Origin of the sequence: Microbacterium sp. A94, from assembly GCF_051842855.1 — a bacterium.
Taxonomy (GTDB): Bacteria; Actinomycetota; Actinomycetes; order Actinomycetales; family Microbacteriaceae; genus Microbacterium.
This window is the reverse complement of record NZ_JBPXMU010000011.1, coordinates 1-5,651: the sequence shown is the minus strand read 5'-3', so window position 1 is coordinate 5,651 and position 5,651 is coordinate 1. Positions and strand designations below refer to the sequence as shown.

At 54.2% G+C, this 5,651-nt stretch carries 3 rRNA genes; all 3 read right to left on the bottom strand.

The annotated features are described in order from the left end of the window. Window positions 1–48: 48 nt before the first annotated feature. Window positions 49–165 (bottom strand): 5S ribosomal RNA (rrf, locus tag ACSU1L_RS16400). Window positions 166–273: 108 nt separating this feature from the next. Then, window positions 274–3,479, bottom strand: a 23S ribosomal RNA gene (locus ACSU1L_RS16395). A gap of 422 nt (window positions 3,480–3,901) precedes the next feature. Continuing rightward, window positions 3,902–5,428, bottom strand: a 16S ribosomal RNA gene (locus ACSU1L_RS16390). The 16S, 23S and 5S rRNA genes sit together here, the layout of an rRNA operon. Window positions 5,429–5,651 lie beyond the last annotated feature (223 nt).

Sequence of the window (5,651 nt, the reverse complement as noted above, 5' to 3'; positions counted from 1 at the left end):
AACGCAAAATGGCCACCCAGCGTTGGGTGGCCATTTTGTCTAAAAGAAGTTCGGCGGTGTCCTACTCTCCCACAGGGTCCCCCCTGCAGTACCATCGGCGCTATGAGGCTTAGCTTCCGGGTTCGGAATGTAACCGGGCGTTTCCCTCACGCTATGGCCGCCGAAACACTATTGATGTTTCAATCAAACCTAAAGGCATACGTGTATGCCTGTTAGGGTTCTCGACCGTACATCGAGAACCACTCAGTGGACGCAAGCACCAACAAACGGTGTGTTATCAAGTCATCGGCTTATTAGTACCAGTCAGCTTCACACGTTACCGTGCTTCCACATCTGGCCTATCAACCCAGTAGTCTGGCTGGGAGCCTCTCACCCGAAGGTATGGAAGTCTCATCTTGAGGCCGGCTTCCCGCTTAGATGCTTTCAGCGGTTATCCATCCCGAACGTAGCTAATCAGCGGTGCTCCTGGCGGAACAACTGACACACCAGAGGTTCGTTCAACCCGGTCCTCTCGTACTAGGGTCAAATCCTCTCAAACTTCCTACGCGCGCAGCGGATAGGGACCGAACTGTCTCACGACGTTCTAAACCCAGCTCGCGTACCGCTTTAATGGGCGAACAGCCCAACCCTTGGGACCTACTCCAGCCCCAGGATGCGACGAGCCGACATCGAGGTGCCAAACCATGCCGTCGATATGGACTCTTGGGCAAGATCAGCCTGTTATCCCCGAGGTACCTTTTATCCGTTGAGCGACAGCGCTTCCACAAGCCACTGCCGGATCACTAGTCCCGACTTTCGTCCCTGCTCGACCTGTCAGTCTCACAGTCAAGCTCCCTTGTGCACTTACACTCGCCACCTGATTGCCAACCAGGTTGAGGGAACCTTTGGGCGCCTCCGTTACTTTTTGGGAGGCAACCGCCCCAGTTAAACTACCCACCAGGCACTGTCCCTGAACCGGATTACGGTTCGAAGTTAGATATCCAATATGACCAGAGTGGTATTTCAACAATGACTCCACGAATACTGGCGTATCCGCTTCACAGTCTCCCACCTATCCTACACAAGCCACACCGAACACCAATACCAAGCTGTAGTAAAGGTCACGGGGTCTTTCCGTCCTGCTGCGCGTAACGAGCATCTTTACTCGTAGTGCAATTTCGCCGAGTTCGCGGTTGAGACAGCTGGGGAATCGTTACGCCATTCGTGCAGGTCGGAACTTACCCGACAAGGAATTTCGCTACCTTAGGATGGTTATAGTTACCACCGCCGTTTACTGGGGCTTAAATTCTCAGCTTCGCCTTGCGGCTAACCGGTCCTCTTAACCTTCCAGCACCGGGCAGGCGTCAGTCCGTATACATCGTCTTGCGACTTGGCACGGACCTGTGTTTTTAGTAAACAGTCGTTCCCCACTAGTCTCTGCGGCCTCCAAACGCTTTCGGGAGTAAATCCCTATACGCCGAAGGCCCCCCTTCTCCCGAAGTTACGGGGGCATTTTGCCGAGTTCCTTAACCACGATTCTCTCGATCTCCTTGGTATTCTCTACCTGACCACCTGAGTCGGTTTGGGGTACGGGCAGNAAGTTACGGGGGCATTTTGCCGAGTTCCTTAACCACGATTCTCTCGATCTCCTTGGTATTCTCTACCTGACCACCTGAGTCGGTTTGGGGTACGGGCAGCTAGAACCTCGCGTCGATGCTTTTCTTGGCAGCATAGGATCATCCACTTTTTATCCGCATCGTGTCTCAGCCTGTATGAGTCGCGGATTTGCCTACGACTCGGCCTACACACTTGCACCGGGACAACCATCGCCCGGCTGGACTACCTTCCTGCGTCACACCTGTTAATACGCTAACCGCACCAGCATGGGGTCGTACGCTAGGCCTCACCCCATCACCCCGAAGGGATCCGGTCATGAGGATTCAGATACTTAGCACCACTGGATTAGCTTGGGCGGTTCTTCGCCGGTACGGGAATATCAACCCGTTGTCCATCGACTACGCCTGTCGGCCTCGCCTTAGGTCCCGACTTACCCAGGGAAGATTAGCTTGACCCTGGAACCCTTGGTCTTTCGGAGGACGTGTTTCTCACACGTCTTTCGCTACTCATGCCTGCATTCTCACTCGTGTAGCCTCCACGGCTGGATCACTCCGCCGCTTCGCTGGCCACACGACGCTCTCCTACCCATCAACACGGCTGGACCACGAAGGCCTACCAATAATGTCAATGCCACAACTTCGGTGGCGTGCTTGAGCCCCGTTACATTGTCGGCGCGGAATCACTTGACCAGTGAGCTATTACGCACTCTTTCAAGGGTGGCTGCTTCTAAGCCAACCTCCTGGTTGTCTAAGCAACTCCACATCCTTTTCCACTTAGCACGCGCTTTGGGACCTTAGATGGTGGTCTGGGTTGTTTCCCTCTCGACTATGAAGCTTATCCCCCACAGTCTCACTGCTGCGCTCTCACTTACCGGCATTCGGAGTTTGGCTGACGTCAGTAACCTTTTAGGGCCCATCGGCCATCCAGTAGCTCTACCTCCGGCAAGAAACACGCAACGCTGCACCTAAATGCATTTCGGAGAGAACCAGCTATCACGAAGTTTGATTGGCCTTTCACCCCTATCCACAGCTCATCCCCTCAGTTTTCAACCTAAGTGGGTTCGGTCCTCCACGTGCTCTTACACACGCTTCAACCTGGCCATGGATAGATCACTTCGCTTCGGGTCTAGGACATGCGACTGAATCGCCCTATTCAGACTCGCTTTCGCTACGGCTACCCCACACGGGTTAACCTCGCCACATATCACTAACTCGCAGGCTCATTCTTCAAAAGGCACGCTGTCACCCCTACTAAGGAGGCTCCAACGGTTTGTAAGCAAACGGTTTCAGGTACTATTTCACTCCCCTCCCGGGGTACTTTTCACCTTTCCCTCACGGTACTTGTCCGCTATCGGTCATCTGGAAGTATTTAGGCTTATCAGGTGGTCCTGACAGATTCACACGGGATTTCTCGGGCCCCGTGCTACTTGGGATACTCTTCGTGTCAGAACACGCATTTCGACTACGGGGTTGGCACCCTCTATGACCGGCCTTTCAAGACCGTTCGTCTATACGCTTCTGTAACACCGCCATCTCGGCAGAGATGACTGAAAAGTCCCACAACCCCGAACATGCAACTCCTGCCGGATATCACACACACTCGGTTTAGCCTGATCCGGTTTCGCTCGCCACTACTAACGGAATCGCGGTTGCTTTCTCTTCCTGTGGGTACTGAGATGTTTCACTTCCCCACGTTCCCTCTACCCGCCCTATATATTCAGGCGGGAGTCACTAGGTCGGCACGCCGCCCAGCGGGGTTTCCCCATTCGGACACCCTCGGATCAAAACTTGCTTATCAGTTCCCCGAGGCTTATCGCAGATTGCTACGTCCTTCTTCGGCTCCAGATGCCAAGGCATTCACCGTTTGCTCTTAAAGACTTGAAAATCACATGAGTTTGAATCAAAAAACTCGGACCAACCACAAGGGTTGATCAGAAATTGACTAATGATCTTTAAGATCATCTTTCGCAGCCAACCCGAAGGCCGGCTGCAAGATGCTCGCGTCCACTGTGTAGTTCTCAAAGTACGGGCGGTACCCCTCCCCGCAACCCCCGAAAGGGAAACAGCAAGAGGCCCTGAGAATCCGTCACACCCAGGCCTAAAGACCCAGACGTACCCGGTCCCTCAGGACCCAACAGCGTGCAGATGTGACCTCCAGCCCCATCCCCGTTCCGACCGCCGAAGCAGTGTACTAAGAGAAGGAACCATCCTTCACACCATGTCAAATGTTCCACCCATGAGCTCCCAGCAGAAACGTATGTTCTGATCTGGGCTCTGTCACCCCGAGGGGCGCAGTTGCTCCTTAGAAAGGAGGTGATCCAGCCGCACCTTCCGGTACGGCTACCTTGTTACGACTTAGTCCTAATTACCGATCCCACCTTCGACAGCTCCCTCCCACAAGGGGTTAGGCCACCGGCTTCAGGTGTTACCGACTTTCATGACTTGACGGGCGGTGTGTACAAGACCCGGGAACGTATTCACCGCAGCGTTGCTGATCTGCGATTACTAGCGACTCCGACTTCATGAGGTCGAGTTGCAGACCTCAATCCGAACTGGGACCGGCTTTTTGGGATTCGCTCCACCTCACGGTATTGCAGCCCATTGTACCGGCCATTGTAGCATGCGTGAAGCCCAAGACATAAGGGGCATGATGATTTGACGTCATCCCCACCTTCCTCCGAGTTGACCCCGGCAGTATTCCATGAGTTCCCACCATTACGTGCTGGCAACATAGAACGAGGGTTGCGCTCGTTGCGGGACTTAACCCAACATCTCACGACACGAGCTGACGACAACCATGCACCACCTGTTTACGAGTGTCCAAAGAGTTGACCATTTCTGGCCCGTTCTCGTATATGTCAAGCCTTGGTAAGGTTCTTCGCGTTGCATCGAATTAATCCGCATGCTCCGCCGCTTGTGCGGGTCCCCGTCAATTCCTTTGAGTTTTAGCCTTGCGGCCGTACTCCCCAGGCGGGGAACTTAATGCGTTAGCTGCGTCACGGAATCCGTGGAATGGACCCCACAACTAGTTCCCAACGTTTACGGGGTGGACTACCAGGGTATCTAAGCCTGTTTGCTCCCCACCCTTTCGCTCCTCAGCGTCAGTAACGGCCCAGAGATCTGCCTTCGCCATTGGTGTTCCTCCTGATATCTGCGCATTCCACCGCTACACCAGGAATTCCAATCTCCCCTACCGCACTCTAGTCTGCCCGTACCCACTGCAGGCTGGGGGTTGAGCCCCCAGATTTCACAGCAGACGCGACAAACCGCCTACGAGCTCTTTACGCCCAATAATTCCGGATAACGCTTGCACCCTACGTATTACCGCGGCTGCTGGCACGTAGTTAGCCGGTGCTTTTTCTGCAGGTACCGTCACTCTCGCTTCTTCCCTGCTAAAAGAGGTTTACAACCCGAAGGCCGTCATCCCTCACGCGGCGTTGCTGCATCAGGCTTGCGCCCATTGTGCAATATTCCCCACTGCTGCCTCCCGTAGGAGTCTGGGCCGTGTCTCAGTCCCAGTGTGGCCGGTCACCCTCTCAGGCCGGCTACCCGTCGACGCCTTGGTGAGCCATTACCTCACCAACAAGCTGATAGGCCGCGAGCCCATCCCCAACCAATAAATCTTTCCAGACACTGACCATGCGGTCGCGTCTCGTATCCAGTATTAGACGCCGTTTCCAGCGCTTATCCCAGAGTCAGGGGCAGGTTGCTCACGTGTTACTCACCCGTTCGCCACTGATCCACAAGAGCAAGCTCCTGCTTCACCGTTCGACTTGCATGTGTTAAGCACGCCGCCAGCGTTCATCCTGAGCCAGGATCAAACTCTCCGTAAAAGAAAAATACTGAACACACCGGAAAAAGGTGTGAGCAGCGAGTTTGAACTGACCAAAGAAATGAATCAAACTGACTTCATTTAAAATGCCAACCCCCGGAAGGGCTGGTCTTTGATCCAAAGGAATTCTCACCAGTCCGAAGACCGACGAGGATAATTTGGCATTTGACAAGTGCACGCTGTTGAGTTCTCAAGGATCGGATGCTCCCCCGACCCAGTCATCA